Source organism: Poriferisphaera corsica (genome assembly GCF_007747445.1).
GTDB lineage: Bacteria > Planctomycetota > Phycisphaerae > Phycisphaerales > Phycisphaeraceae > Poriferisphaera > Poriferisphaera corsica.
In genome coordinates, this window is record NZ_CP036425.1 from 1,857,499 (window position 1) to 1,884,239 (window position 26,741).

At 49.4% G+C, this 26,741-nt stretch carries 32 protein-coding genes and 1 tRNA gene; 21 read left to right on the forward strand and 12 right to left on the reverse strand.

Annotation, left to right across the window (positions count from 1 at the left end):
• Window positions 1-32 precede the first annotated feature (32 nt).
• The 3 genes from lon (at window position 33) to KS4_RS07510 (ending at window position 4,297) form a co-directional block, all read left to right on the forward strand.
• Window positions 33-2,567 (forward strand): endopeptidase La, encoded by a 2,535-nt coding sequence (lon, locus tag KS4_RS07500; RefSeq protein WP_200761683.1) that lies wholly within the window; start codon window positions 33-35, stop codon window positions 2,565-2,567.
• Window positions 2,568-2,876: 309 nt separating this feature from the next.
• Window positions 2,877-3,485 (forward strand): cob(I)yrinic acid a,c-diamide adenosyltransferase, encoded by a 609-nt coding sequence (locus tag KS4_RS07505; protein WP_145076653.1) that lies wholly within the window; start codon window positions 2,877-2,879, stop codon window positions 3,483-3,485.
• A gap of 77 nt (window positions 3,486-3,562) precedes the next feature.
• Window positions 3,563-4,297 carry an FkbM family methyltransferase gene (locus tag KS4_RS07510; RefSeq protein WP_145076655.1) on the forward strand — a complete coding sequence of 245 codons (735 nt, stop codon included), beginning with the start codon at window positions 3,563-3,565 and terminating at the stop codon, window positions 4,295-4,297.
• A 616-nt stretch (window positions 4,298-4,913) separates the two neighbouring features.
• On the opposite strand, the gene KS4_RS07515 is transcribed toward KS4_RS07510, so the two are convergent.
• The 9 genes from KS4_RS07515 to KS4_RS07555 form a co-directional block, all read right to left on the reverse strand.
• A complete protein-coding gene (locus KS4_RS07515; RefSeq protein ID WP_145076657.1) occupies window positions 4,914-6,140 on the reverse strand; it encodes an RluA family pseudouridine synthase in 1,227 nt (408 codons plus the stop codon).
• A 366-nt stretch (window positions 6,141-6,506) separates the two neighbouring features.
• The gene (locus KS4_RS07520; RefSeq protein WP_145076659.1) at window positions 6,507-7,253 is read right to left on the reverse strand and encodes a hypothetical protein; all 747 of its coding nucleotides are present in this window, start codon (window positions 7,251-7,253) and stop codon (window positions 6,507-6,509) included.
• 162 nt (window positions 7,254-7,415) lie between these two features.
• The gene (locus tag KS4_RS07525) at window positions 7,416-7,934 is read right to left on the reverse strand and encodes a hypothetical protein (RefSeq protein ID WP_145076661.1); all 519 of its coding nucleotides are present in this window, start codon (window positions 7,932-7,934) and stop codon (window positions 7,416-7,418) included.
• A 274-nt stretch (window positions 7,935-8,208) separates the two neighbouring features.
• Window positions 8,209-8,811, reverse strand: a complete 603-nt coding sequence (locus KS4_RS07530) for a penicillin-binding protein activator LpoB (protein WP_145076663.1) — start codon at window positions 8,809-8,811, stop codon at window positions 8,209-8,211.
• 85 nt (window positions 8,812-8,896) lie between these two features.
• On the reverse strand, window positions 8,897-9,316 hold the full coding sequence (locus tag KS4_RS07535) for a YcfL family protein (RefSeq protein ID WP_145076665.1): 420 nt from the start codon (window positions 9,314-9,316) through the stop codon (window positions 8,897-8,899).
• 62 nt (window positions 9,317-9,378) lie between these two features.
• Window positions 9,379-10,806 carry a COG3014 family protein gene (locus KS4_RS07540; protein ID WP_145076667.1) on the reverse strand — a complete coding sequence of 476 codons (1,428 nt, stop codon included), beginning with the start codon at window positions 10,804-10,806 and terminating at the stop codon, window positions 9,379-9,381.
• Between the two features lie 56 nt (window positions 10,807-10,862).
• Window positions 10,863-11,789 (reverse strand): CsgG/HfaB family protein, encoded by a 927-nt coding sequence (locus tag KS4_RS07545; RefSeq protein ID WP_145076668.1) that lies wholly within the window; start codon window positions 11,787-11,789, stop codon window positions 10,863-10,865.
• A gap of 61 nt (window positions 11,790-11,850) precedes the next feature.
• Window positions 11,851-13,032, reverse strand: a complete 1,182-nt coding sequence (locus tag KS4_RS07550; RefSeq protein ID WP_200761684.1) for a PEGA domain-containing protein — start codon at window positions 13,030-13,032, stop codon at window positions 11,851-11,853.
• A gap of 285 nt (window positions 13,033-13,317) precedes the next feature.
• Window positions 13,318-13,391: transfer RNA gene (locus KS4_RS07555), tRNA-His, on the reverse strand.
• Between the two features lie 334 nt (window positions 13,392-13,725).
• On the opposite strand from KS4_RS07555, the gene KS4_RS07560 reads away from it, so the two are divergent.
• Window positions 13,726-15,261, forward strand: coding sequence for a peptide MFS transporter (locus KS4_RS07560; RefSeq protein ID WP_145076672.1), 1,536 nt, complete (start codon window positions 13,726-13,728; stop codon window positions 15,259-15,261).
• Between the two features lie 59 nt (window positions 15,262-15,320).
• Here the strand turns inward: KS4_RS07560 and KS4_RS07565 are convergent, their stop codons facing one another.
• The gene (locus tag KS4_RS07565; protein WP_145076674.1) at window positions 15,321-15,509 is read right to left on the reverse strand and encodes a hypothetical protein; all 189 of its coding nucleotides are present in this window, start codon (window positions 15,507-15,509) and stop codon (window positions 15,321-15,323) included.
• A 958-nt stretch (window positions 15,510-16,467) separates the two neighbouring features.
• On the opposite strand from KS4_RS07565, the gene KS4_RS07570 reads away from it, so the two are divergent.
• From KS4_RS07570 to KS4_RS07580, 3 genes are all read left to right on the forward strand, one after another.
• The gene (locus tag KS4_RS07570) at window positions 16,468-16,740 is read left to right on the forward strand and encodes a hypothetical protein (protein ID WP_145076676.1); all 273 of its coding nucleotides are present in this window, start codon (window positions 16,468-16,470) and stop codon (window positions 16,738-16,740) included.
• A 77-nt stretch (window positions 16,741-16,817) separates the two neighbouring features.
• Entirely contained in the window at window positions 16,818-17,132 is a 315-nt protein-coding gene (locus tag KS4_RS07575; protein ID WP_145076678.1) for a tudor domain-containing protein, read from the forward strand.
• Window positions 17,133-17,143: 11 nt separating this feature from the next.
• The gene (locus KS4_RS07580; RefSeq protein WP_145076680.1) at window positions 17,144-17,800 is read left to right on the forward strand and encodes a hypothetical protein; all 657 of its coding nucleotides are present in this window, start codon (window positions 17,144-17,146) and stop codon (window positions 17,798-17,800) included.
• A gap of 493 nt (window positions 17,801-18,293) precedes the next feature.
• Here the strand turns inward: KS4_RS07580 and KS4_RS07585 are convergent, their stop codons facing one another.
• Window positions 18,294-18,620 carry a hypothetical protein gene (locus KS4_RS07585; RefSeq protein WP_145076682.1) on the reverse strand — a complete coding sequence of 109 codons (327 nt, stop codon included), beginning with the start codon at window positions 18,618-18,620 and terminating at the stop codon, window positions 18,294-18,296.
• 49 nt (window positions 18,621-18,669) lie between these two features.
• Here KS4_RS07585 and KS4_RS07590 point away from each other — a divergent pair, with 49 nt between their 5' ends.
• The 14 genes from KS4_RS07590 (at window position 18,670) to KS4_RS07645 (ending at window position 25,754) form a co-directional block, all read left to right on the forward strand.
• Window positions 18,670-19,659, forward strand: a complete 990-nt coding sequence (locus KS4_RS07590; protein ID WP_145076684.1) for a hypothetical protein — start codon at window positions 18,670-18,672, stop codon at window positions 19,657-19,659.
• The gene (locus tag KS4_RS07595; protein ID WP_390620470.1) at window positions 19,550-20,065 is read left to right on the forward strand and encodes an ATP-binding protein; all 516 of its coding nucleotides are present in this window, start codon (window positions 19,550-19,552) and stop codon (window positions 20,063-20,065) included. Before KS4_RS07590 ends, KS4_RS07595 begins: the two co-directional genes overlap by 110 nt.
• Entirely contained in the window at window positions 20,062-20,466 is a 405-nt protein-coding gene (locus tag KS4_RS07600; protein WP_145076688.1) for a hypothetical protein, read from the forward strand. The genes KS4_RS07595 and KS4_RS07600 overlap by 4 nt, the downstream gene beginning before the upstream one ends.
• A gap of 189 nt (window positions 20,467-20,655) precedes the next feature.
• Window positions 20,656-20,802, forward strand: coding sequence for a hypothetical protein (locus tag KS4_RS17560; protein WP_200761685.1), 147 nt, complete (start codon window positions 20,656-20,658; stop codon window positions 20,800-20,802).
• Window positions 20,802-21,785: a hypothetical protein gene (locus tag KS4_RS07605; RefSeq protein ID WP_145076690.1), complete on the forward strand. Its 984-nt coding sequence runs from the start codon at window positions 20,802-20,804 to the stop codon at window positions 21,783-21,785. Before KS4_RS17560 ends, KS4_RS07605 begins: the two co-directional genes overlap by 1 nt.
• Before the next feature lie 31 nt (window positions 21,786-21,816).
• Window positions 21,817-22,137, forward strand: a complete 321-nt coding sequence (locus KS4_RS07610) for a hypothetical protein (protein ID WP_145076692.1) — start codon at window positions 21,817-21,819, stop codon at window positions 22,135-22,137.
• A gap of 2 nt (window positions 22,138-22,139) precedes the next feature.
• Window positions 22,140-22,490, forward strand: coding sequence for a hypothetical protein (locus KS4_RS07615; protein ID WP_145076694.1), 351 nt, complete (start codon window positions 22,140-22,142; stop codon window positions 22,488-22,490).
• Window positions 22,491-22,602: 112 nt separating this feature from the next.
• Complete coding sequence (locus KS4_RS07620) at window positions 22,603-23,013, forward strand: hypothetical protein (RefSeq protein WP_145076696.1); 411 nt, start codon at window positions 22,603-22,605, stop codon at window positions 23,011-23,013.
• Window positions 23,010-23,375 carry a hypothetical protein gene (locus KS4_RS07625; protein WP_145076698.1) on the forward strand — a complete coding sequence of 122 codons (366 nt, stop codon included), beginning with the start codon at window positions 23,010-23,012 and terminating at the stop codon, window positions 23,373-23,375. The genes KS4_RS07620 and KS4_RS07625 overlap by 4 nt, the downstream gene beginning before the upstream one ends.
• Window positions 23,372-24,220 (forward strand): hypothetical protein, encoded by an 849-nt coding sequence (locus KS4_RS07630; RefSeq protein WP_145076700.1) that lies wholly within the window; start codon window positions 23,372-23,374, stop codon window positions 24,218-24,220. The genes KS4_RS07625 and KS4_RS07630 overlap by 4 nt, the downstream gene beginning before the upstream one ends.
• Window positions 24,213-24,458 (forward strand): hypothetical protein, encoded by a 246-nt coding sequence (locus KS4_RS07635; protein WP_145076702.1) that lies wholly within the window; start codon window positions 24,213-24,215, stop codon window positions 24,456-24,458. Before KS4_RS07630 ends, KS4_RS07635 begins: the two co-directional genes overlap by 8 nt.
• Window positions 24,459-24,461: 3 nt before the next feature.
• Entirely contained in the window at window positions 24,462-24,920 is a 459-nt protein-coding gene (locus tag KS4_RS07640; RefSeq protein WP_145076704.1) for a hypothetical protein, read from the forward strand.
• Between the two features lie 120 nt (window positions 24,921-25,040).
• Complete coding sequence (locus KS4_RS17565; protein ID WP_200761686.1) at window positions 25,041-25,211, forward strand: hypothetical protein; 171 nt, start codon at window positions 25,041-25,043, stop codon at window positions 25,209-25,211.
• A 168-nt stretch (window positions 25,212-25,379) separates the two neighbouring features.
• The gene (locus KS4_RS07645; protein ID WP_145076706.1) at window positions 25,380-25,754 is read left to right on the forward strand and encodes a hypothetical protein; all 375 of its coding nucleotides are present in this window, start codon (window positions 25,380-25,382) and stop codon (window positions 25,752-25,754) included.
• 125 nt (window positions 25,755-25,879) lie between these two features.
• Here KS4_RS07645 and purN read toward each other — a convergent pair whose 3' ends face one another.
• Window positions 25,880-26,593, reverse strand: coding sequence for a phosphoribosylglycinamide formyltransferase (gene purN, locus KS4_RS07650; protein WP_145076708.1), 714 nt, complete (start codon window positions 26,591-26,593; stop codon window positions 25,880-25,882).
• Window positions 26,594-26,741 lie beyond the last annotated feature (148 nt).

The window sequence follows — 26,741 nt, forward strand, 5'->3', positions numbered from 1 at the left end:
GGATGAACCAACAGACACACAGGGATTAATCTGTGCCGAAAAAGAAAACAACCAAAAAGCGTGGCTCACGCAAACGTCAATCTAAAAAAAACCCGCCACTCACCGGGATTAACATCGAAACGCCCGGCATGATCGTCGAACTCGAAGGTCATCACGACCTCGACGTCCAATCACAAACCATCCCATCTGTCATGCCCGTTATGCCCGTTCGCGGCATGGTCATGTTCCCCGGCACCATCATGCCCATCTCCGTTGGCCGCCCCTCATCCCTCAAACTCCTCGAAGAATCACTCGCTTCCTCCAAGGTCATCGCGCTCTTCACACAAAAAGATGAAGACATCGAAAACCCAACCATCGACGACCTCTACTCCGTAGGCACCGCCGTCATGGTTCTCAAGCTCATCCGCCAACCCGACGAATCCGTCCAGATCATCGTCCACGGCCTCGGCCGTGTCACCATGGACGAAGTCATCAAAACAGATCCCTATATCGTCGCACGCATGAAGCCTTCCGAGGAAAAACTCTCCTCAACCTCAAAAACATTCTCCGCCGCAATCAACCAACTCAAAGATCAAGCCCGTGAACTCATCGAACTCTCACCCAACGCGCCCGAGCAAGCCGTCACCGTCCTCATGAACATTGAGGACCCCTCCAACCTTGCCGACTTCCTCGTAGCCAACCTCAACCTCGACCCCACTCAAAAGCAAGACCTCCTCGAAGAACTCGACATCGCCAAGCGTATCCGTCAGGTTCATCAACACGTCTCCATGCAGTTGGAAATCCAAAAGCTCCAGCACAAAATCCAGCAAGACGTTCAGTCATCCATCGGTGACACGCAACGCAAATTCTTCCTCCGTGAACAGATGAAAGCCATCCAACGCGAACTCGGCGAGGAAGGCGAGGGCGAAGACTTCCTCATCCGTCTCCGCGAGCAACTCGATGAAGCCGATCCGCCTGTAGCCGTCATGGAAGAAGCCCAGCGTGAGCTTTCACGTCTCGAACTCATCCCCCCAGCCTCACCCGAATACTCCGTCATCTCAAACTACCTTGAGCTTATCGCCGACCTGCCTTGGAACAAACTTTCCGAGGACAACCTTGACCTCGAACGCGCCCAAACAATTCTCGACCGCGACCACTTCGGCCTCGACAAGGTCAAACGTCGTCTCATCGAGTACCTCGCCGTTCGCAAACTCAACCCAGAAAACCGCGGCCCCATCCTCTGCCTCGTCGGCCCTCCCGGCGTCGGCAAAACCTCACTCGGTCAATCCATCGCCGATGCGCTCGGCCGAAAATTCGTTCGTATGTCCTTCGGTGGCATTCGTGATGAAGCTGAAATCCGCGGACATCGCCGTACATACGTCGGCGCCATGCCCGGCCGCATCATCCAGGAACTCCGTCGTGCAGGCACTAAAAACCCCGTCATGATGCTCGACGAGCTCGATAAGCTCGGCGCCGACTTCCGTGGCGACCCCGCATCCGCACTCCTCGAAGTCCTTGATCCAAGGCAAAACAATAACTTCGTCGATCGCTATCTCGATGTCCCATTTGACCTCTCGCAGGTCATCTTCATCGCCACCGCAAACTACATGGGCACCGTTCCCGGCCCACTTCAAGACCGCATGGAAGTCATCGAAATCCCCGGCTACACCGATCACGACAAGCTCGTCATCGCACGCAAATACCTCGTACCTCGACAACTCAAAGAGAACGGCCTAACCCGCTCACTCTGCGCGTGGCAAGCCTCAGGTATCCGCAAAACCATCGAAAACTACACTCGCGAAGCCGGCGTCCGTGAACTCGAACGACAAATCGGCTCCGTCTGTCGTGGACTCGCCGCAAAAATCGCACCACTCACACCCGCACGACGAAAAAGCAAAAAATACACCGTCGACGCCAAGCAAGTCCGATCTGTTCTCGGCATCGAAAAGTTCATGCGCGAAGACGATATCAAAATCACAACCCCCGGCGTCGCCCTCGGCCTCGCCTACACAACCGTCGGCGGCGAAGTCCTCTTCATCGAAGCCACCCAATATCCCGGCAAGGGCGACTTCAAACTCACCGGCCAGCTCGGTGACGTCATGAAAGAATCCGTCTCCGCCGCGCTCTCCGTCTTCAAGTCCAAAGCAGCCGACTTCGACTTCGATCTCGAACACCTCAACAACCACGACATCCACCTCCACGTCCCCGCCGGCGCCATCCCCAAAGACGGCCCGTCCGCTGGCATCGCCATGTTCACCGCAATCACCTCACTCCTCCTAAACCTCCCCATGAAGTCAGGCATCGCCATGACCGGCGAAATTACCCTCCGCGGTAAAGTCCTCCCCATCGGCGGCGTCAAAGAAAAAACACTCGCCGCCGCACGAGCCGGCATCAAGACCGTCATCCTCCCCGAGGACAATCGCCGCGACCTCGAAGACATCGACCCGCAAGTCCAGAAGAAACTCACTTTCCACTTCGCCGCCGACGTCTCCGATGTCCTAACCATCGCCTTCGGCCAACCCCGCCTCAAAGCAGCCATCAAAAAACTCAAACCCCACCCCCGCAAGGCAACTTCAGAAAAGAAGTAGCCCTCTAATCAACCGCTGCATATAACAACAAGGCCCATCAAACCCACATCCCAAACGATGTGGGCTTTTCTTTAGATGCCTCAATCTCTACAACTCCAATAGCTGTGACCTTCCCGTGCAACAGGTCGCGGGTCTTTCCAAACCTCACAAACCCATCGGCTCTCATTCACTTCAAGCCCGCCACCGCCGGTGGCGGGGTGTCAATACAACCACCTCTCAATCACCTGCAATGACTCCATTGCCTCGCCAGCATCTGCTCACACGCCTTCCACGCTAGCACTCATACCAGCACTCCCCTAAAATACTCCCATGAAGCTTTACACCAAGACAGGCGACGACGGCACCACAGGACTCCTCGGCAACCACCGCATCGGCAAGGACGCGCTCCGCGTCGAAGCTTACGGCACATCCGACGAACTCAACGCATTCATCGGCCACGCTTTGATTCAATGCGCCGATTCACAAGACCCCCAAATCAAAGCCATCTTCACATACCTCTCCCAAGTCCAGTCCCGCCTCTTCGACCTAGGCTCCCAACTCGCATCCCCCCCCATTCAAGAGCAAGATAGCGAAGCCGAAACGAAATCCAAAATTAAAGCAGCTCAAGGCATCCCCACTATCACCGATGAGATCATCACCGAGATGGAAGCCGAACTCGATCGCGTCTGCGCCGATCTTCCTCCCATGAAATACTTTATCTTGCCCGGCGGCTCCGAACTCGCCGCCCGCCTCCACATCGCCCGCACCGTCTGCCGTCGCACCGAACGTCTAACCGTCGCATTGAGCCGCATCGAACCTGTCGATGCAAATCTAATTAAATACTTAAATCGCCTCTCCGACCTACTCTTCGCCTACGCCCGCAAAGCCAATCAACTGCAAAACATACCTGACACCCCATGGTTAGGACGGAATTCATAAAATAATTGCACCGAAGAAATCTATGGAGTAAGTTTAAATAAACTGAATCTTGTAGCTTAACTTCTTCGGGGCAGATCATGTCTTTAACTAATTTTGTAAAGAAATCAGCTTTATTACATCCATTACTTGTATTGCGACGCAGACTAAAAACGAAGCTTAATATCATTAAGGGGTTGGATTTTTCAATCAAAAAAGATATTAAGATCCCATCTTTATGTCTCGGTTCAGGTTATGGTGGTTGGTGTATCATTCCTCGCGAAATTAACAAAGACTCAATCATTTATTCTGTAGGCATTGGTGAAGACGTTTCTTTTGATATCGCTTTGATTGAAAAGTTCAATGTCACGCTACATGCATTTGATCCTACCCCGAAATCAATCAAATGGATTGAACAACTTGATTTGCCCCAATCATTCGTCATGCACCCCATTGGCCTATCAAATTACGATGGTGAAGCGTCATTTTGTCCACCTGATAATCCCGAACATGTCTCACACACCATGATTAAAAGATCAGGCAGTGACACAATTACCGTTAAAGTGGTCAAGCTCGCGACAATCATGAAAGATCTAAATCATGATCATATCGATCTGTTAAAAATGGACATTGAAGGAGCGGAATTTGATGTCATTGAAGATATGATCAAATCCAACATTCGACCAAAGCAGCTTCTTATTGAATTTCATCACCGTTTCCCAGAAATTGAAGTAGAAACTAGCCGAAATGCAATCGAATCGCTTCGAAAGATTGGTTATAAAGTTTACAGCGTTTCTCCGACCAATGAGGAAATTTGTTTTTATTACGATAAGTAACCTATCCATATAATGTGATAAATTGTTGTGATCCTTGTGTCCTATATCGTACATATCTAGATAGTAAAGCATGAATGACTCAGACCATGGGTTACGCAAGCAATTATGTCCGTGTCTCAATCTACAAATAGCCTGCATGAATATAACTAATAATTAGTTGAACAAGACTGGTATATTGCTGGAGCCAAGATTCAATATAGATGTTTACCGGGAATATTTTTAGACGAAAAGAATTTTTTTGATGGTCGCATGAACGCCGCATTTGGATATAGAAAAGGTCTAAGTCATAATCTTGCGCACAAAAACATACTTTTGCATTCAATGGTGTATTAATATAAGTGTGCGAATACTGCCTTTTTCTACCTAAAACTGATCGATTTACGATCGTTTTTCTCTATTCTTAACGTAAAAGGGTGAAAAGTTAATATTTCAAAAATTTCTAAGAATTGCTCTAACTTTCGGTTGAACAATCACTTCGACAAGTGCTGAACAAAATGCGCGCACAGTAATTTATTCGCGGGCGCAATTGCGCGCACATATTATGCCCGGTCTTATACAGAATTCCCGCGCATGTTTGACTCAACATGCGAACGAAAATTTCTACCAACCTAAAAATTCAAAACTGAAAGTCGTCTGGTTCGGGCGTTGCTTTGGCAAGGTCGATATGAGTGCCTTTGGTGACGACTGGGAGATCGATTTTTTGTTGCCGCAGGTGGTGGATCAGGGTGCGCATCGGCTCGTGAACCTTGGCCGTAAACACCATGTCCTCTTTCTTAATCGGATGCCTAAGTCCAAGCATAGCAGCATGTAACGCCGGTGTGGCCATCAGCATGTCGTCCCGTTCTTTGGACGCATTCTCGATCGCAATCCCGTCCTGCTTGCTACGAGCGAAGGTCATACTCACTCGGCTGCCAGCCGCGATGGGGGGGTCTTTAAGTTCTTTCAGGCCAACAGGTTCCCCGCCGTAGATGATGTCGCCGACGAGTGGATGCCCGATGTACTGCATGTGGACGCGGATCTGGTGCGTTCGACCAGTTTTAAGCTCCATCTCCACCAGCGCGTAACCTTTGTACTGCTCGCGAACTCTGTAAATCGTTACTGATGGTTTACTTACAGAGTCATGCCGGATCGCCATCGCTTCGCGATAAGTCGGATGTTTGGCAATTGGCTCATCAATCACCGCTCCTGCAGGATCAGGATTCCCATGCACGACTGCCAGATAAACCTTAAGGTTGGTGCGGTCTTCAAACTGTTTCGCGATCAGCCAATGCGGTTCTTCCTGTTTTCCAACCACAATCACGCCGGTGGTGTTTTTATCGAGCCTGTGAATCACGCCCGGCCGGGCGTCTTCCGCGCCGACTCTTGAAAGTTTGGAACTCCCTGCTGTACCGTCATTTAGCACCGTTGAGTTGTTCTGAAAATGGTAACTCAAGCCGTTAAGCAGCGTCCCATTGAGTCGGCCACGGGCGGGGTGAACGATCAGATTCGCTTGCTTATTTACGACGATAAACCCGTCATCCTCATAGATGATATCCATGGGAATCGGCTCGGGATTCAAGTCCGATGCCGGCTTCGGCGGAACCATAACATCGACCACATCCCCAGCTTTTAATTTCGTGCTTGGCTTGGGGAGTTTGTTGTTCACTTTCACACCTTCAAGTGCGATGAGCTTTTGGATCTGATGGCGAGATAAACCTTTAAGTCGATTTTGCAGGTATTTATCAAGTCGCAGAGACGCGTCTTTAGAGAGCGTGTAGCGGACACGTTCGCCGCCTTCGAGTTCGTCAGGCAGTTCCTCGAACATATCGTCTTCAGGTATTTTATCGCGGTCTATCTTACGCATAGGTTTACTGCTTTAATGTCGCTTATGGTTGTTGCGAGACCTTAGTCTAATCGAATATTAGAAGGTAAGGGTGAGCTTGCGGGTTGCGCCGCTGCGGTTGGATTTACTGCGGTATACGGGTGGGTTTGCGGTGCTGTGATTGGTGGGCTGTACATAGGTGTCTATGTTGTGGTGAATCTGTGTGCTTGGTGTTGGTTGTAGGTGATTTTTCTGGGGGGAGGAGGGAGTGCGGATTGAGCGTGAGATACGTTGAGGAGGGGAGGGGTGAGATAAAAACTGCCCGGTTTAGGCCGGGCAGGGGGGATTCGGTTTGTGTTACTTGCAGGTGTGTTCGTGAGTTAGATCGGTTGCAAGTGATGTGTCATTTTACTGGTTTTCAGTGGGAACTGCCGCCGGTTCTGTGGCTGGTGCTGCGGGTAAAGCGGGCGTGATTTCAGTTGCGGGGATTGAACCTGGTGCGGCTGCTTCGGGTGTGGTTGCTTCCGGGGTGAACTTAGGAAGTTCAGCTTCCGGGGCGAACTTGATTGGGGATTCGATCTCTGGGAGCAGAGTAATACGGAGTTCCGCTTGCTTTTTAATCGCAGGCAGGCTGGCTGCCTCTGCAATCGTGATGGTTTCGTCGTAGTAACCTTTGGCGGCTGACCAGTTGGCTTGTGACTCAGCAATGGAGGCGAGGCCTAACTTGGCATTAGAGATCCAGATTGGCTCCTTGGTGAGCTTGATGACACTTTCGTATGCGGCTGATGCATCTTTGAGTGATTGGTCGCGGTCTTCCTGTGTGATCTCACCGATAGGCGGGGTTGAGCCTTCAGCGAGGTAGAGGTCGCCGGAGCGGAGGAAAGCCATGATGCGGACGGTTGGGTTGCTGGTGTCATTGGCGAGGTTGTTGTAGCTGAGCGGCGCGGAGGTTCCAGCGAGTGATGCCCAAGCGTCTTCGTGCTGCGTAGCAGAGCGATTGGTGAAGAACTTATAGAGGAAGAGTGAGAGAAAGAGGACGGTCACGAAGATCATGACCTGGTTGCCATACTTTTCCCAGAATATTTGAATGCGATCGACTGCGTCTTGCAGGTCTTCATCGCGGAATTTTGGTTCGGTGCTTCTCTTGTCGTCCATGGGGGTTGCGTTCCAGATGTTACGGATGAACGGGTAATGTTTAGATTGGCTATTTTAGCGTATTTTAGGCGAGTGTGTGTGGGTGAGGGGCAGCGGGTGTCATGAAAGTTTGGATCGTGGGGATTGAGGTATGAAGTAGAGGCTGGACCGCGATGTAGGGGATTATTGCGTGATTTGGACGGGTTGCGGGAGATACTGAGTGGGGGATTGAGACATCATGGAGCCTGCAGAGCGTGGCTGAATGTAGATGGTAATGGTCGCGATGCCGACACGTTTGGAGAGGGTGATGCGGAGGTCTTCGGGGCCTTTGGTCCAGTTGAGGATGAGTGATCGGGTTGCGAGATCATCCATGCGGTTGACCATCTCCCAGTTCGCATCGGTGAGGTGGGTTTGGAAGTACTGAATGAGTTCCGCGACATTGGCTTTGCCTTGGTAGGTGTGGCTGACGGTGCGGTAGAGGCCGTCGGAGGTTGCGGTGCAGCGGGCTGGAATAGGCTTGAAGCCGATGGGAACCATGACATCGGGGATGGGTGAGGTCGGGTCGGCTACGAGGCCCGGGCCGGACTGATTGGACAGGGGTTGCCAGTCGTCGGAGTAGCCGACGAAGGCGGGTATGGGGGTGTTGTTGCATGCGGTGAGCAGTGGCAGGAGGAAGAGAGTTAAGATGGCGAGTTTCTTCATGTTGTTACCCATCCAGTTTGGCGGTGTGCAGGGGCCATATTTCCTATATTGACAAGAGTTTATCTGATGTGGGTGGGATCAGCAATTGATATTTGCCGTTCTTGAAGATGAGTTGATGGTGTTCATATCAAAGTGCTGCTTTTTGGGTTGTTTTGTCGTCAAAAAAAGGTTTTCGTTATTGACGGTAATGTGGTCACTGTAGTTGGAATTGGAGTGTAAAAAAAGCCGACGTTTTTGAAGCGTCGGCTTTTGCTTTTATGTGAGATTATGCAGATTACCAGCCGACTGCTGCCTTGCCGCCTTGCTTGGTGATCATTTTTTCATCTTCCCAGACGGCGAGGCCAGAGTTCACCTCGGTGAGAGACATCTGGAAGATGTAGGTGGTCTGGCGTGTGCGGCCAGCACGGACTTTGTTCTCAAGAAGCTTGAGGGTCATGGTGTAGTCTGGTTTTGGTGGGGCAGGGTTGTCGGAGAGGAATGCGTTGACTTGTTGCTGACGAGTTGCGATGGCGTCTTCTGTACCTGTGGTGCCACCTTTTGAGTTCATGGTGGTGAAGGTCTGAGCAACGCCGGCTTTGTTGAGCGTGACGCGAACTTTCTTGATGATGCGATCACGGTCGATGTGCTGCGAGGTGTTGTTGACGTAGCTAGAGATGGCGATTTTAGAGGGCTTGCCGTTTTGACCAAGGACACCTGCTTGGAGGAGTGATTGGGACATTTCAGCGGCAGCGTCCATGGCGTCTTGGATGTCGAGGCCGGAGACGGTGGTGATCGTTTGGGTGCCAGTGGGGTCGATACGCTGAGCGGAGGGGCCGCTGCAGCCTGTGAGGGCGGCGGCGCCGATGGTGAGGCTCAATGCGAGCGCGAGCTTGTTCATGTTTAATACCTTTCTGAATGGTCTAATGGCTTATTAGGGCAAGAGCGCTAATAAGCCTTGTTTTGCTGATGTTGGGTTGTGTGACTTATTTTGCTTCGATGAGTTGCAGGCGGAAGTCAGAGGCTTTTGGAGTTGGCGCGACGGCTGTGAGGAAACCTGTCTCTTTGCCTGCGAGAGTTTTTTGTTTCCAGCTTGAGAGTAATGAGGAGATGGACATGCCATTGGCATCGAGCCAATCGACGCGGTAGTTGAAGTTTTTGCGAGAATGCGTCGTGTTTTGGATTTCGACTGAGATGGTGAGCAGGTCACTGGCGTTGCGGCTTTCACGGATGTCGATGACGCGCGCTTTCTTTTTGAGGCCGTCGTCGGTGAGGATTTTGCGTGTTGGGACAGAGTTATAGCCGGGAGTGCCAGCATCCGAGGCAACGGTGTTGACGGAGGAGGTGCAGCCAGCGAAGAAGAGCAGGGCGGCAACGATCATCGGGATGAATTTAGTAGTTTTCATAGTGATATAGACGCCTCTTGTGTCTGTTTGGTTTTAAGCATTTTGTGAATCCGTACTGAGGGTTATTTCCTGAGGACGAATTGCGTGACCTTGGGGGGATGGCCTAGTGTGATCGATTTTACATAAACCACGTTGATTAAGCCCGAGTCGAGTTTGACTTCTTTGAAGAAGCCTTCGCCCAGGCCGATCTTAATTGTTTTGTCAGCAGGGGTTGCAACGCGGGCATACTGGAATTCTTTGGGGAGTGTTGCCCATGTACGGAGGTCAGCCTCGGCTGTTGCCGCTTGATAAATGGCTGTGCCTAGCTGAACCATGAATTGTACATTGTCGTCTTTTTTAGTTGCATTCTTTGCAGCCCATGCGGCGGCTGCTTTAGTCGCGGAATTGAGGACGGTTTTTGTGACGATGATAGGCAGTTCATTGGTGAACTCTTGGGCGATGATGCTGTCCATACTTGCGATGGGTTGTGTGGCAATGCGGCCTGCAGGGGTGGAAATGCTGATGGTTGCGATGTAGTTGTTGTGCATCCGAAGCGTTGGGAATGCCATTGCGACGTAGTCGACTTCGTCGTTGACGAGGAAGAGGGGGAGATCGATACGGACATCATCACGTGAAGGCGCGAGGCCGGCCTCGTAGATGACGTAGGTGATGGGTTCACGTTCTGAACCGGCCTGGAGGCGAAGAATAGCGTCGAGGTCTTGGCCTAAGTATGCGTTAGAAGGAACCATATTGCGGACACGCTGGAGTGAAAGGCGAGCTTGGTCGAGGTCAGAACCATCGAGCGAAGCATGCATGTAGTATATGCCTTGCAGGAATTCGGTGAATGGGTTGACGTAGTCGGCGTAGGCTTGGTGTTTTTTAAGTTCGGCAAACTGAGCACCCATGCTTGCTTTGAGTTTGTCGCTGTTTAGTGTTTTATCTGCGTTAAAACCACCCGACTTTTTCTTACGTTCTTGCTGGGCTTTAGCTTCTGCTTGCTCTTGCATTTTTTCAAGACGCTTAGCGTTTCGCGAGACGGCTTCGCGTTGCGCGTTGAGAGCCCGCTTCATTTCGACGCGTGCTTTGTCGACGTGGCCGAGCTGCATGTAGTTGAGTGCGCGATAGGTGTAGAGCATGATGCGGTCGTAGTTGTAACCGCGATAAGGAAGCATGTTCAGATTTGTGAGCATGGCGGCAGATTCATCGCCGATTTTGAATTCAGGCTGCATGTCCCAGTATTCAAACTGCTGATTGGCGATTTCAAAGGCGGCATTGCTTTGCTCGTATTGCTCAAGAGCTCGGTAGATTGAGCCTTTTTCAAGTTGTGCAATGATGGCGTTGCGGCCTTCGATATTTTTTTCGCTGTAGAGATCAATTTTTACTTGCGCAGTTGCAAGATCGCCCTGTTGATAGGCGGATTGAGCATCGCGCAACGCAAGGTTGCTGCAGCCGGAACAGAGGCTGAGTGTGAGCGCGAGGAGTACGCCCCAGAATGTGTAACAAATACGCATGGTGTTGTTTCTATCCGTGAAAGAAGGTGTCCATTATACAGACATGACGTTAAGAATTACTGATTGGATTCATCGGAACGTGCGACATGAAGTTTTTCGACGCCGTAGTTCTCGATGAGCATGCCTCTCGAGAATTTCGGTGTGACTTGTGTGACTTTTATCTTGCCGACGGGGATTTCTTCTGCGCCAAGTTCTTCGCCGGTATCCGGATCGATCATGGATTCGCCGGTGGCGTAGATGGTCCAGACCTGGTCTTTGGTTATGCCGGTGCCGTCACCGCGATTGATGGTGACGAAGTTGCCGGTGAGACCGATGACTTTGGCGGGGAAAAGGACATCCATCACGCGGTTGGCAGACTTGTCAGACATCCGACGGGCAAGCTCAGTGATAAGTCGATCGGAGATGCGGCCGTCGCCAATTGCACCTGCCATCTTTTGTGCACCATCTTTGTTGGAAATCTGGAAGTTGGCTGATTCCAGAAGAACGCCAGTGGTGTTGTCGTAAAGTTTTGAGATGGCGGAGAGGCGGATCGTACGTTTAGTTGCAAGCACTTGGCCGCCTTCACCTCTGAGGTGCTCGCTGAGATCTTGGTAGTCATCGACGCTGACGATCAAAGAGTATTTACAGCCTGCAACTTTGAAAGCTTGTGCGGTGTTTACGTCGGATGGATTTGAAATAACGGATTGCAAATCTTGCTCGTCTAGAATAGTTTTCAGATCGCTACGTGAAACGATCTGGAATTTACGTGTATTGTGCATACGATCGATGAGCTGTTGATCCATCGATTGGGTGATGCGCTCAAGCGTGAGGTATTGGTTTGATCCTGCTTCTTTCGTAGCTGTTTTGATCGCATCGTTGATTTGAACAGCTTGAATCCCGATGGAAGGTTTGCTTGGCTTCTTAGCGGCTTGTGCCGTCACCATGTTCGGAACAAGTATCGTGACTACGATTAGTATTATTGTGTTTAACAGATTAGTTTTCATATCTCGAGTTTCTTTTCTAACTCATGGATTGATAGTCAGGTCAGTTGATGGGGGAGTCAGATCATTGCGGCCAAACTGAGCCAGTGGTGTTTTGACGTTCGATGTTGTTTTGCGTGATCGTTGGCGCTAGGTCGGTATCAATCTTGACATCACTCTTTTTATCGATGTTGATCTTCTTTTCAACCGTCGTGTCTGAGTGTTGATCGATGCGGTAGCCAGATTGATGAAGCATCTGAGCGAAGCCTTTGATTTTCTCCGCTTGTGCGTCAGAAAGTGATTGGTTGGCTTTAAGCTGAGCGAGAAAAGCAGACATCTCTTTCATCTTGACATTGGCTTGGTCCGTCATGACCAGCGGCACATTTAGTGTCATGCCAGGACGGATATTGATGACGCGTTCCCATGTTTTAAAATTGGGATGATGTACTTTAATGGTGTGCAAGCCAGGCGAAGCTTGTAGTTTGCCCGGCGCTGTGCCGATGATGGCCCCGTCTAATTCGACGTCGACATCAATCGCTTGAAGGGGCAGTGTGTTTGTGCCGATCTGGTATTGCCCGTTCTTGTCAACGGTGATGTCAGGCACACGCAAGCCTTGGATGCTGGGCTTGACCACGATCGTTGGCAAATCGGTATTAAGCTTAACGTCCGCAACAGTGAGTGTCGCACCTTTGATTTTCATTTTGCTGGCGAGCGATTGAGAAGCTTCCGCGATCAATGTGTTTATGACATCGCTGTCGATGCTTTGCAGGCTATCTGATTGCTGTGTTTGTTTTGAAGCATCAACGTTGCCAGCGGTTAGAGATTTACCATCATTGCCGTCTAATATCTTGTAAGACACGCGAAGTTTATAGTTGGTTACAAAGCGATCAATACCAAGGTCAGCACGTTTGAGATGTTGATTATTTTGGCCATAGGTGCTGATCGAAGCAATGAAGAGATAGTCAGCATTGAGCATCTGGGAAAGACGGATCGCGCTGCTTTTATTTTTGAGATGCTGATCAAGTTCAGTTGGTTTGATCTCTTTCCCGTCTTCCGTGCCAGCAAAGCTCTGGAGAGCGAAAGCTGTATCCTCAGGGGATATGGTTTGGAAGCCCATGTCGGTGATGTCGCCTACGATCATGCTTTCGAATGCACCAAGCTTGTCTTCAAAATTCTTACCCGCCCGGTTTTTGACAAAGATTGCTACTGTTCGAGCCTGAGGCTGCTCTTCAATCACTTCTTCCTCAACCACACGTGTTGTTGTCACAGTGGTTACTTTTTCACGCACCTTGGTGATGGTCTGGGCATGAGATAACGCTGGAATGCAGGTCATTACGAGCGCATAAATCCAGCACATAACAGGTATTTGTTTATTCATATTTATCCCGAAATCGCTATGTATGGGAGTTGTTGAGACTTATATATCAAGTGCAGATTATATAACATCCGTTTGTTTCAGCAACAATAATCGAAATGGATGAGTCTCAATTGCGATTCTTAGAAGTGCCTTGATGGGCAAGAAACAACCCCTTGCAAAACAAGGGGTTGAAAGGGTGACTGAGGGGATTCGAACCCCCGACCCCCGCGACCACAACGCGGTGCTCTAACCAACTGAGCTACAGTCACCATACATATTGGTAGCCCGCCAAAGCGAGCTGTGGAGCAACAAGATTAGTGATCTATATTACTTATGTCAAATGGATTATGGCCCATTTGCTGCTGTGTAAAACGTCCATAAGCACACCCACGCGTTTCTGGCTGGTGGGGGCAATATCGAGTATATCACTTTGGGTTTAGCCTGAAAAACAGGCATTGCTGCAGCACAATTACATAGTCAACTCACATTTCGGAGAGTGACGATCACTTGGCAATTTTTCAGTTCTGCTGCGCGCTAATATTACCCTGATTGTCCCGTTTGACTGTAGCAAGGCGTAAGTCCTCGCTAGTTCAGGAGTTCTTGATGAGTGAGGTAAACCCGCCTGAGATTCCCCATATCGAAATACGCAAAACATGGTTCGGCCACCCGCGAGGTCTCTCAGTTCTTTTCTTTGCTGAGATGTGGGAACGTTTCTCCTACTACGGCATGCGAGCCTTACTCGTCCTCTATCTCACCCAGCACTTCTTATTTTCAGACATCCAAGCACAAGGTATCTACGCGGCTTATGCAAGCCTCGTTTACCTCACGCCCCTGATCGGGGGTTTTATCGCAGACCGGTATCTAGGTTCTCGTAAAGCTGTCCTCATCGGTGCCATTTTTCTAACGCTTGGCCACTTCTTAATGGTCTTTGAAGGTGAGGGCTCATCGCAATTTCTCGACTACAACAACCAGCAATATGAGGTTCAATCAGAGGGCAGGGGAGAGACACGACGATTGTTTGCAATCGACCAAAATGACAATCGACTTCCTTTAACATTCTCCGCAGAAGGAGCGCATATCGGTTCGCGAGCAGAAGCCGATTCAACTCTTCTCCCAGCAGGTCAATACACCTCGTTTACGCAAACGCAACCGATGTACCAGACCTTTCTATTCTTTGCGCTCTCACTCATCATTGTTGGTGTTGGTTTTCTCAAAGCCAACATCTCAACAATCGTTGGTGATCTATATGACAAAGATGATGACCGTCGAGATTCAGGTTTTACAATCTTTTATATGGGCATCAATCTCGGCTCATTACTCTCGACGATTCTCTGTGGCTGGTTGGGCATTGTGTATGGCTGGAAGTACGGATTCGGTCTTGCGGGATTCGGTATGCTCACAGGACTGATTACATTCATGATTGGAATGCCGCTTCTTGAAGGCCGCGGTGAGCCGCCTCGTCAACTTCGCCCAAGATGGGAAATGCTTACATGGATCGGCGGCACGATCTTTCTACTTCCCCTCTGGTGGTTAATTCAAAATGATCATGTTGTTGTGACCAGTCTCGCATATATCGCTCCCGGCATGTTCCTTTTCATGCTCGGTTATTCAATCCTCGCTCTCAAAGGAAAAACGCGCTCACGTATGATTGTTGCGATCGTGCTTATGATCTTTTCAGTTCTTTTTTGGGTACTATTTGAGCAGGCTGGATCATCGCTCTCGTTGTATGCCGCACGCAACTCAGAACTCACAATCATTCCTGATTTACTCACGATCACATCCGCGCAAACACAATTCTTCAATCCCGCTCTCATCGTCTTGCTTGCCCCGTTTTTTGCTTGGATATGGCAAGCTATGTCACACAGAGGCATTGAGCCATCCACACCCGTTAAGTTTTCATGGGCTCTTATTCAAGTTGGCCTCGGATTTCTTGTACTCGTTTTTGGCGCAAAATTCTTTGCAACTGAAACTCAAACCGAAGATGGTATACGCATCTTGGTGCCACTGATTTGGTTGTTTTTCGCTTACTTACTTCACACGACAGGTGAGATCTGTCTTTCACCCGTTGGTCTATCAAGAGCAGAGGATAGAAGAGGGGAAATCTTTTGTAGATTGTCGATCAAAAGAAGAACACTATAAATGTAATGGTTATTGCATCCATACTTGCGATCATTGCACAATAGCAATACCGAGTTAAGTTACAAACACCCCGCGATTTTACCGATACGTGCAAGCCGACCTGAATCTACATCAGAGTGGTTTTTCAGTTCAGTGTATGCTTTTTCGAAATAGTGTTTGGCGGCATCATCGTGACGACTTAATGAACGTAACGCATGGCAAACTGCCCATTTTGCAATACGTGTTGCGATACCCAGTTCACCCGCCATTCGAAACTCATATCCACGTCCAAATTTCGTTGAGCCTCATCGAAATTGCCTTGCAAGCCTTGAACACGTGCAACTTATGAAATGAAACTGAGTCTGATTTCTTTGTTAGCTCCCCCAAAGCCTACTTAATTATACATAACATATAATAAGTCACTGACAAATAAGGATTTACATTAAAATCCTCACATCTTACCACAAATCTGTGAATTAAATTCCCCAACAACTAAAGACGCGATTCTCGGTGAAATTGGTTCACCGGCGCAAAAAAAATGCTTCGCAGGTGCACCAACACCTCGAAGCCCGGCCTGCAAAGTTCCGTTTATGCAAATGTGCAGACTCACACAGTTTACACGCGACAAGCTCGGCAAACAAGATCGTTTGTGCGGGCATTTTCCCGTGGGCTGGATTTGAGTCTCGGCCGTTCCGGAACTTTGCGGGTCACTGCTTCAATGGAGACCCCACATGTCGACCCCTCTCAAGAGGCACGATCTGCATTTAGATCGTGCAATCACGTACCGATACAGTGAAGTTTTGCAATATCAAGGAACAATCCGCGGATTCATGGTTTGGCATGAATCCTGCGAATGTGCGGTGAATATCAGGCTCACCAGTCGCGTCGAGCGCGGCAAGACACACCCACTAGATCGACCTCGCACCGAAATAGTGAGCAGCGACTTCCTGGAAGATGGTTGGGAAAGGGGTGAGTGATGGCATATCTAATTGTCAAAAAAGGCTTTAGTAATAAACCATTCGTGGTTGCTGCTGGGGATAGTGACCAAATTGTCCTAAGTTACTGCAAATTGTGTGAGATCCATAAGAATCACGCTTTCTTGTATTGCAATGGCGAGCATCATCTAAGTAGAGGTTGTAAAGGTGACTATTCGTATGGCACGCCCGCATATCGGATAGAAAGCAAAGAAGTAGAGGCGGCCATCGTTGCATATAAAGGGGGTGAGTGATGGCATATCTCATCGCAAAAAAAAGCGAAATATCACACGCTTATGTTGTTGCTGAAGCTGATTTAAAAACAATCCGCGATATTGGTGCGGCAGTTGTTTCAAGCAACGAAGACGCGCTGATTATTTTCGCTGAAACTCCAGATGGCCCGGTGGATTATCCCCACCCGAATCTCCGTCCTGATTGGTTCAAGCGAGGTCATCACTCATTGTATTTTGTTGAATCAATGGGAGCGATTAAGCGTTACCGCAAATATCAGAAAGCTAAATTTTAATCCATTGAAGCCAGATCGCACCGCAAAGCCCTCGCGGTGCGGTCTGTTTTTACGTACTCGTTAGCGGAGCTAATCAAGTGTTAGAACAGCATCCTGAATATGTCGATGGCCGTCCCTTAGAGCAAGGTTTTCATTTTATCGAAATGCCTAAAGGCGCTTTTCCTGGTGATATTGCATACGCCCCCCATGAGACATGCAACATCACCAGTCAAACCGTTTGGCGGCGTTCGATCATCGAAAAGATCGACGATGCGGAGCTTTACACGGTGCGTTTTCGTGACGGTTCAACAGCTCGGCGATGGCGTGATGAGCTGCGAATGATTTTGTGGCGTGAAGAAAAGCTGCAACCGTCAAAACGCGGAGCCAATACAAAATCTCTAATCAAGGGATAGGCAAGGAAGCCATGAAGCGACGAGGTAGACATTATGGATCGGCGAATGAGCGGCAGATGATGCGCAAGGTGGCAGCGTACGCGCTACCACATCGTCGCAAGGTGTCGGAAATCGTCTCAATCATCATCGACGAGATCCTCCCAGCTTCGGAATATCGCAAGGTTTGCCCGTTTTTCACCCATCAACACATTTCCCGCGTAAGAGGCCGACAGCACCGCAACACATCACGCGAGATCATCGGTGAGCTGAAGGAGTTGGGCTTGCTCATCATCCACGGCTACCGTCATACATGCACTGAAAACTGCACGAAATTTGATATCAATTGGCGGCGTGTGCGTGAGCTGTTCGGTAAATTCGGTCTCGGCCTCAAGCTCAAGAAAATTACCGACGTGCGCCCAGGATCTGCGAAGGCCTGGCGTGAACAATTTGCGGATTTTAAGAAGCGCGAGGATGAAGCAAAAGAACGTCAACGCCAGGAACGCATCGAAGCAGCAGAGCGTGAGCGTGTGGCACGCATCCAGAAAGAGCGAGAGAACGCCATGAGCAACGCCGAACGTGTCGCAGCAGCCAGAGCCGCCAACCCATTCGCAAAGGCTGAGCAGCCATGTAAAGCCAAAACACCAGACGAAATCAGAGCCGAGCTTGAAGCAATTAAGGCTCAAAATTAACCCCGTGCGCGATCGGTGCGCGCATGCACGCCAGTTTTAGGTAAAAGTTAGGTATCAAATCACAATTACCTACGGTCGTTTAACTAATCAACGGTTAGACGGCCGTTTTTTGTGCGCCCCTAGGCCTATGGTGTGGACGGTAGACGTACCCAATGCGCTACTGCGTAGCGTTATAGGCGTAACAACACGCACCGCTTCGCGGTTTGCGTGTGTTGGATGAATGAGGAACGGGAGGGACAACGCTTCGCGTGCCTCCCTTTGTCTCCGGCAGCGGGGCTGATACGTTTTTTCTAAGCCTGATCGGTTTTTAAGAGTCGGTTCATAGGATGAGGTTGTCTAGCGAGCGGTTCACGGCCTGCTGATCGCGTCACAGGCGTTCTAACGTCACAGGTGGGGAATGTAATCAATTAAAAATAAAACCCCGCAAAATGGATTTACGGGGATTTAAATTAAATTCTGATTTTATATTTTCCAACCCATTACAAATACGCATTCAATTAGCAGGCGTGATTTTCGCCAAAACACCATCATATGAGGGCGTTTCCTGCTCGGCGGGTGGTTCATAATTCGCCATGATTATATTTTGTGGTTTATTTTCTTCTTCAAATTCAGGTTCTTGATTTTTAATTGCTGCATCGGTGATCTTGCCCAAAAAATAATACGGATTAGCCAGGCGAATTAATTTAAATAAATAAATAAATATTACGCCCAGAACAATTACCGCAATAAAAAACGCTCCAAACAAGGCGGGTTTGAGCATATGCAGTATGGCAACCGGAATAAAAATTAAATTAAATATTAAATTAATTATTTTTTGCATTTTGATTTTTCCCTGTGCTAGTTTGGATTCAACACATGGAGCGTAGCACATGGAAAATGACAAAAACAAACATAAATCAGAATTAAATTCGAAATTAAATACGGAAATTAATTCAGATAATAAATCGAAGCCAATGACGCTGGGTGAGCTGACCAAGCGGCAAGATGTGAATTGGGATGAATTGCCTGTCGAAGCTGATGCGGGCATGTCTGACGCTGTGGATTCGACGATCAACAAGATCCAAACCACCATCAAGCAGAAGAATATCAAATTAAATAATTCGGAAATTAATTCCCCCGAAAATTCAGAAATTAAATCAGAAAAAAAAGGGATTTTTGGGCGAATATTTGGCAGAGATGACGTTGCCGGCAACGATGAAAGTGCGGGCGGCACAACGGATGCCGGCAACGTTCCTGCTTTACCACATGAACCGTGGCACGATCATTGTGCGTCATGTTATAAGCGAGATCAAGATGGAAAAATCAAACTCAACGAAAACGGGAAGCCCATTAAAGTCGGACGGGGCAGACCCAAAAAAGCAAAACCAGGTGAAGAACGAGCAGGAGACTGCCTTTCCGTGGGTCGGGTTAATTGTCGTCCTCTCGTTGTTCCTGGCCGGGGCGACGATGGGAGCAATGGCGGTCATGATATCGCCCAGGGCATGCCAGCGGGCACAGAGTTGCCGCCAGGGGCCGGGGATGTAATTACCGATTTATTCAGCAATATCGCATTTACCGTCTTCGGGCCTGATGCTGCGATGAACACCGCTGAGCGTGCGAGCATCACAAGTGCAGCTCGCGGGATGTGTGGCGGGCGGCATGTGCCGTGGTTAATCGCATTGTTTATTTTTGCGGGGGCATGGATCGGGCGTGTAATTCTCGAAAATTATAAAAAAAAGCAAGAATTAAAGGGTAAAAATGATTTACCACATGACACACAGGCTAATCGTGGGCGGGTCGGGGAGCGGCAAGAGCCATCAAGCGAAAAAACTGACGAAGCAACTGGCGGCTCGTGGTTATCCAACGCTGGTTTTATGTAGAGGTGGCGAGGAGCATGATTGGGCACATGCGCAATACGTGACAAGTTCGTTCGATGAATTTGAAAAGGTATTTTGGGCGAATCATGGATTAGCGGTTGTTGTCGATGAAGCGATGAATATTTTTGACGGTGAAACGGCTTTGCGTGCAAAGCGAATGCTCACAGAAGGTCGACATCAAGCCCACGTTGTTCACCTGGTCGCACAGCGAGCAGTTGACCAGCTCAACGCAACAGCACGCCAACAAGCCGACACAGCGTTTATATTCCGCATTGCAGAGGCAGACGCAAAATCATTAGCCGGTCAGTTTGGCATACCCGCACTTGCGCAAGCCCATTTACTGCCACAGTATCACTACTTCGCAGTCGGGCCGTGTGGTTACTGCAAGCTGGGAGAGACGACACCATGACGAAAAATCCTAGTTATATCGAACAAATAGTACAGAAATCGATGGATGATTTGAACGGCACAAACTTAAACGTATTTCAGCGATATGAAAAAACACGCAGTAGTATTGAAAACTGCAAACAAACGCTAACGCATCTTGAAAAATGTGAGCAAGAATTAGAATCTGAAACGGTTTGGACGTTATGCAATTGTCGCAATAAACCGATCGAAACCACCATTAAAACATCGCTGTATCAAATACAGCATTTATTTGCGACGAAAAATGAAGCTATTTCAGCTTGTATTGAAAAAGCAAAAAGCGCAAGGCGAATGGGTATCAGATCAAAAATAGCTGAAGCTAAAGAAACCAAAGAATATTGCGACCAACAAATTCGGGATCTCGAAGAAATGAGAAGCACATAAAATCAATCTTAATGCTAACGGGAAGTAGTATAGGTTTCATAAAACCCCTTAAAAACAGGGGTTTTTTATTTAATTAAAATATTTATTACATAAATTTGATTATTGCATTTCTCGCGTGAGATACTGGAAGCTCAATCGAAACGTGTTGCCCGCACATGAACCAACCTATTTTTATAGGGATATTTTCTTATGGCGACTAAAGCAACACCAAGCAAATCACAGGTTAAGACCGTGGTGTGGACGACTGTAATCGCGTTCGCAACTCTCGGTCTTCTCAAGTACGGCCTTAAATTCCTCCCTGCAAACGTGCAGGCGTATGTGAATGGAGGTGCTTAATGGCTGATGCAGCAAAAACAAACGCACTCGCTCAAACGCGACGAGGCCAAAAGCTCAAGCCCCTCAAGTACGAGGAAAACAGCTATAACACACTCAAAATCCCACGCCAATACCCACTGGAACGTCTTCAGTGCCGTTTCTCATGCTCTTATACAGCATCAGGCGGCCCGACTGTTCGTAAGTTCGGTTTATCGAACATCGTTGACCGTGTTGACATCAAGCGCAACGGCAACGACACCATTGCATCGATTCCCGGCCATATGCTGCGCTTGATTTCGCAGATGCAGACCAACGTTAAACCTAACGAGAAAAAGCCAGGCACATCGAATGCCGCACACACTGCTTTTTTCGCGTTCCGCTTGCCGTTTAACATCCTCAGCTACCTCTCACTACTCGACCCAACCAAAGACCATGACCTGGACTTGACGGTTCATTTCAATGATCCCTCAGCAGTCTTTGAAGGTGGCAGTATCACCAATTTCGTTGGGCAGATGGATGCGGAAACCGTGGCGATTGCTGGCGGCATTCCGGGCATGGCCGGTGGTGCTGGCAAGAAGTATGCGGTGCGTTATTTGGTCGGGCGTAACGTCCCCATCGAAATGACGCAGACCGATATGCAAATCCCGCTCTCAAAAGCACGGATTTATAACCGCATCATCTTGAAAGCGATGGACAAATTTGGCAACCCATCTGAAGACATCTTCAAGGGCTTGCGTGTTGTCATGGGTCAAACCACGTTCCGCCTCACCGCTGATTTTACGTTGCGTGATGAACTCATCGAACGCTACAACCTTGATCCTGATGAATGCGAAGGTTTGTACGTCTACGACTTCACTACCGCACCTGAGCGGATCCACGAAGCATTGTCGAACAATGACGCAACGATGATCTTCAATATGGAGTGGGACGTTGAGCGGCATAACGAAGGCGACAAAATCGTCATGCTCGAAGATTTGCTGATGGAAAAACAGCGAGTCGCCTAACCCCCACCACCCCACCTTAAGGAGGTGCATCATGGCGGAAGCCACAACCCCAGCTGAAACAGCTGGCGGTGCAAAGGATTGGCTGGGATCTTTAGGCAGCTCGTTTGGCAGCATGATTGGCGGGGCGTTCACTCCTGAAACGGGGCAGAACATCGCCAACACGCTGCTTAGTCAGCTCAACAAAAACCAGTCATACGATGCGCAAAATCGTGCCAACGACATCCCGCAGATTGCGGGGCAAGGCGGCTATGTTCGTCCCACCATCGCCAGCAGCGTCAACCCTATGTATCTCTACATCGGTGGTGGTGCGCTACTTTTGGTGGTGTTGATTCTTGGCTTTGCAAGGAGATAGTCGTGGCATGGACGGAAGACCAATTGATGGACTACATGGGCTGGCAAACTAAGCCGGTTGATGAATGGGGTGATATGGAATGGGCTGCGTTTTATGAGCAGCAACCCAACGCCGGGTCACCCGCTGAGTACTTCGCCTGGCACGGCGCAATCACCGAGGGAACCGTCGGCCCCGATACCACCAACTGGGGCGAGGTATTCGTTGAGGAATACGGCGATGAATCTGAAAAGATGTATGGCGTGCGAAACCCGCTCAAATCCTACTGGGATAACGCGAATAGGCTGGTGCGATTGGGAACGATCGCACTGGCCGCCATCGCCATCATCAAAGTTGTAAACCTAATCAGGAGATAGTCATGGCAGCAGGTACACCACCGCCCATGAATTTTAATACGGCACAGACTGACGCTGGGCACATGTCAATGGGCAACAGCACAAGCGGTGCAGTAAATTTTGGAGGTGACAAATGGAGTGGACGGATGATGTGGATCGTTGTCGCCTTAGTTGGAACCATGTTGCTTTTACCGAAGCTCATGGGCAACTCCTCCGGCTCATCCCGCAGGCGACGAGCTGGCAGATCGCGGAAGCGATGAACGGGCGGGCCGGTCAGTGTATCGAGGCCATCGAGAACGGCGAGTTAGTCGGCGTGCTGATCCTCGATGTAATCAACACAGATCGGGGTCGCATGATGGAAGTGTGGGCGGCGGCATTTAAGCCAGGCCGGTCACGCATCAATGAAATCAAAAGCTTTGTTGAGGTCGCAGCGAAACAAGCGGGATGTTGCGGAGTCCGATTTGAAACAGGACGCGCCACCGCCTTCGCTCGCCTCGTCAAAGATTATTCAGCGGTTAGTACGACCTATGAGAAGCTGATATGAATAAATCAAGCAAAAAGCAATCCCAAGCATCGGCCACACTCGGCACAGAGCAAAGCATGACGCAGCTCGGTGACGGTATCGCCATCGAAGGCGGTAGCGTCCACGGCAATCAAGAGATTACCGTCAATCGCCACGGCGTTACGGCTGAGGAAGTCGGCGACCTCATGACACAGATGGGCGAGATGGCAGATTCGGCGATGGGCTACCAGGCGAAAAGCCAGCAGGCATTGCAGAACATCGCACAAACCAGTGTCGCAGCTCAAACATCAACCGAGCGTATGGTCGAGCGATTGACCGGCCCGCTTGTCCTGGTCGTGCTGGGGATTGCTGCATTGAGTTTCTTCAGGAGAAAACGCAAATGAGACTCCCAGAACCTAGTTTCAAAATGATCAAGCTCGATCAAGAGCGTCATTCCGTTGAAGATCAATCATTCACCGGCCACAGCTTGCGTGTGGTGGATGCCAGCTCGCCCAATGCGACACTCCACATTGAAATCAACAACCCCGAAGGCCGCACGCCCTATATGCTGCGTAATCAGGTGAAGCTCACCGGCGTATCAATGAGCTGCGCGTATCTCTCCAATGCCGCACAACCTGGTGAATGGGTACGTGTCATGGTTTGGGGTCACTCCGGCGAGCAAGTGCCGTTTGATTATGAAACCCCGACCACTGACCAGGTGAGCATCGCCAATGGCCCATCAAACCCATTGCCTATTCAGCAGTTAGAGCATTTAACCGTCAAGCAAGTTGAAACGCTCAATGCTCGCGTGTGGCAGGCGAATGATGCCCAGGCGTTTACGGTGCGTGATGAGCTGCTGACGCTCTACCAGCCAGACAACGCATGGGAGTTAGTGACGAATCCGGGCAAGCGAATCGGTGGGGCAGGGCCGGGTTTAGTTCGTGAGCTTCCCAGACCCGTTGGCGGTGGCGAGTATGAGTATGTTATTCGAGAAATCCAGTCATTCACTGAGGGGGGCAAAGGAACCGGCACGGTTTGGGTTCAGTCATTCGATGGCAATGATTGGGCAACCGAGGAAGTGATGGATTTTGGGCTTTATACAGGAATCGACGTTAAGACGTTTGTTGGTACAAGATTTGTCACTTCGAATCAGAAGCAAAAATTCCAAGTGCTGCACCGTTTAGATCAAAACAGTAGTACATACATTGTTTCAAATCTGATTGCGTTCAGGAGGAAGATTGATGTTTAGCGACGAATTTAAAGCATTGTTTGAGAACTTGAGTGAAAAAGAACTATTGATGTTTATTGGGTTGTTGTTGTATGAATCCACCCAAAAGATATCGGAAAGAGTGCCTGTTGGTGAACCAAAGTTAATCGTTAGCGAGATTGAGCGTGTACGCTCGAAGCTGGGTGAAGTATTAACGGTGGATGATTTTGTGGATGATTCTGATACTGAAATTGTAGATGTTCTAGAAAGCGAAGGTTAAAAGATGAGCAGAGTAATTGATTGGATTTTGATTGTTGGCGTAGTGGTCTGTATTGGCTGGGTCATTATTGATTACCAGGGCAAACTAGCACCGCAAACCGATACCGCCCAAGTCGAGCAGGGGGATGATGTTGATCCGCGATTTGAGCAGATGGGCAAGCAGCTCGAAACGATTGGCGGCATGGTCAACAACATTGAGCAGGCCGTGAATGGAGAACAGCCAGCAGGCTATCGAAACGACACGGAGCGAATTGTCGGTGAGGTGGGGAACGCGCTTAATGGTGCAACCGGCGGCTTGTCCGGCCTGGCTACTACGCTCTTGATTGGATGTGGTCGATTGGTATTCAAGAATAAGCAGAAAAAGAAGGCTATTCAAGAGATAGACACCGCACCAAACTCACCGCCCGCCATCGAGCAGGTCGCCAGTGCAACGGCGAAAAAAGTGGTGGCAGCTCTCACGTAAATTTGTCCCCACCAGGTAAACGCCTGGTGGCGGCTTTGGGGCTTCGGCCTTTGCTTCGGCGGCTGGAGGGTATTTAGTTTGCCTTCGGCCCCTTTTTATTAACACAGGATGTTAATCAAAATGGATTTTCTAAAAGCATTTCTAGGCACAAATAAGATCGCAGCTGAGGCCGAGGGTTACAAACAACAAGCCATCATCGGCGGCTACATGGTTGGCGGTTGGGCATTGTTCCTGGCGTTTATGATGGTGCTGATTTACCGTGAGCTGAGGCGAAAGGGGGGTAAGCGATGAAGCAAGTAAAACGCAATTGGCCGCAGCTGGTTGCGATCATCATATTCGCAGTCGGTTGGGGGAGAATCGAAGCAAGATTGAACAACCAACAACGCGACCTCGATCGCATTTACACCGCTATCATGCCTCGACTTGCAAAGGCTAACCCATTCGCGACAATAGCGACTTATGAATTTGAAGGCAGCCAAGCAGTTACAGGAAGCCCAGGTGAAATACGGGAGTCTCATCCCCGCAACGACAGCGGCGAGGATTCTAGGGTGCGATGTGAAGACTATTCAACGATTAGCTTTGCATGTGAAGTACCAGGACAACGACGAAGTCCCGCCGATTCGAGGTGTGAAGTTGGATGGGGAATCGAGGTTGTTAGTGTCGGCGAATGATGTGCTTGCAAACGTCCAATATGCTGAATCTTGTGTAACAGATCGTGCAGAGCTAACGGCGCAAGGTTTTATTAAAGGCTTGCATAACTGGCGGCATCGCCGTATGTTACGAGTGCAAAGGGAATCAGATTTGCGTAAGAAAATCGGGACGAATTATACATAACATATATTATCGGACTTAGTATGTATTTCCCGTTTTACTGCCTCTCAGAGCTGATTTGTCATGCTAAATCATCAACGAGTTGATGGAGTGCTAAACTAAAACGATGCGATGAAATACGTCTTTAATTATTGAATCTGAGTAGTGCGGCCAGTAATGGTGACGCGACCATCTGCAATCATTTGAATGGCTTCCGGGAACGCTTCGCACTCTTGTTCAAACACACGAGCCTGCACATCATCCGGCGTATCGCCGGTTAACACCGGACACGTCTTTTGCAAAACAATCGGTCCAGTGTCGTAAGTCTGATCTGCAAAGTGGACCGTGCACCCAGAAATCTTTACGCCATGATCAACGACAGCCGAATGGACATGCATGCCGTGCATCCCCTTCCCTCCAAACGATGGCAATAAAGCTGGGTGGATGTTGATGACCTGATTTGCGTAGTCATCTGGTATATCTAGCAATGACAAGAAGCCAGCCAAGCAAACCAGATCAGATCCTGTCTCACGGACAAAGTTGAAAATAACGTCCGAGAACTGCGATGTGGTCTCGAAATCCTTTCGCAAGACTTTTTGCACTTCAAACGTGCCGTATCGGCTTGTCATTTCTTTTTTGCCGAGTGCTTCTCCCCTGCCCGCGAGCTTCGCTGATATTTTCTCGTAAGCCTTGCTATTTGAGCAGATTACAGTTGCGATTTGCGCTTTGAGTTTGCCTTCATCGATCTTGTCGAGCAGGTTTGTGAGCGTGGTGCCGCCGCCGCTGATGAGTACTGCCAGGCGGATAGGATTGTTTTTAACAGCTGGGACGATTGGACTTACTGATGATTGAGCGTCTGGCATCTGTCTACTCTTTATAAAGTTGGTTGCTTGCGAGTGTTGCGGCGTTTGGCGTGCGTGCGGGATCGTGTTGTTGTGAGGGATGAGGGGATTGAGGGGGGATGCGGGGGGGATTGATTGTATGTGTTTATCTTCAGGCGTCTTACGATTA